Here is a 1,007-nt window from a genome sequence, read left to right as displayed (position 1 = left end):
CATCTGAATATGTGGAAGTTATTTACAGACAATGCCTAAGTAAGTATTTATTTAATTCAATACAAATTGAGCGGCTCAATAATGAACGGTTTATCCATTTGGTCTGCCACGTCTTCAATGGGTTTTGATGCGCAAGCTTTTCGGGGCTGTTCATTACCAATTGCGGATTCAACACCGGCCACGACTCAGTCAGTTTGTTTAAGTTTCACCTACTTTCCCAAGAGCGAGTCAGTAATCAATGCGGTAAAGTTAACACAAAGGAGTGTACTTCCCACAGATGTCTTAACCCTGTATTACCCACCGGGTAAAATATTTTTTACAGGGCTGGATTGTCAGGAAGCACTGTCTTATTCAGGGCACGATATGATTCATCATGACCAGCCAGAGCATGAAACCAGGTTGCACCGGGCGGAGAACCCAACCATTCAAACAGGCTTTAATAGCGGGTGGCATTGCCATATCAAGGTTGAACGTGAAAATACCGCCAACTTTATAGAGGCGCTGTTTCAGCGGCATGGTTTAAATTCTGACGAAAGTGATACGCATAAAAAACAGTTTCTACGCTCCATGAATATGTTAACGGATGCGCCCGGAATCAAAGGCTTAAAATTCCCGGATGGCAGTTATTCCCAGAATCAGGAATGCAAAGATATGGCTGAAAGCATTCCCCTTGACGACACTGATTTTCAATTTGTCCATTAAATCCATTTAAAGGAGAGCCGATGAGTAGCCTGACCGCCTTTGCTGCCGCCGCTGTAAGGCAGTCTATTCTCGGACAGCCTTCTGAACACAACAATCGTACCAATTAAGTTAACCGCATATGCTCAATGGCCAGTGTGTGTTTATGTTTTGGTACATTTGTTATTATGCTCTGTTGCATCTTGGTGCTAATAGAGGCATCAGAAATATGTTTTTTTTGAATTGATAGATTTTTTTTCTGAATGGCTGTTCATCACCAGGAGGCTGTCCGAGAATAGCGCCCGACTGGGCGTCCCCGTAGCGAGGAT

General features: G+C 43.5%; 1 protein-coding gene. It reads left to right on the top strand.

The window, feature by feature from the left end; translation table 11 throughout:
- The first annotated feature begins 81 nt into the window (after window positions 1–81).
- A complete protein-coding gene (locus KDK14_RS09385) occupies window positions 82–702 on the top strand; it encodes a hypothetical protein (RefSeq protein ID WP_257264837.1) in 621 nt (206 codons plus the stop codon).
- Window positions 703–1,007: the final 305 nt, after the last annotated feature.

The sequence above is a fragment of the Endozoicomonas sp. ONNA2 genome, from assembly GCF_024606365.1.
Classification (GTDB): Bacteria; Pseudomonadota; Gammaproteobacteria; order Pseudomonadales; family Endozoicomonadaceae; genus Endozoicomonas.
This window is presented reverse-complemented; position numbering and strand designations above follow the sequence as displayed.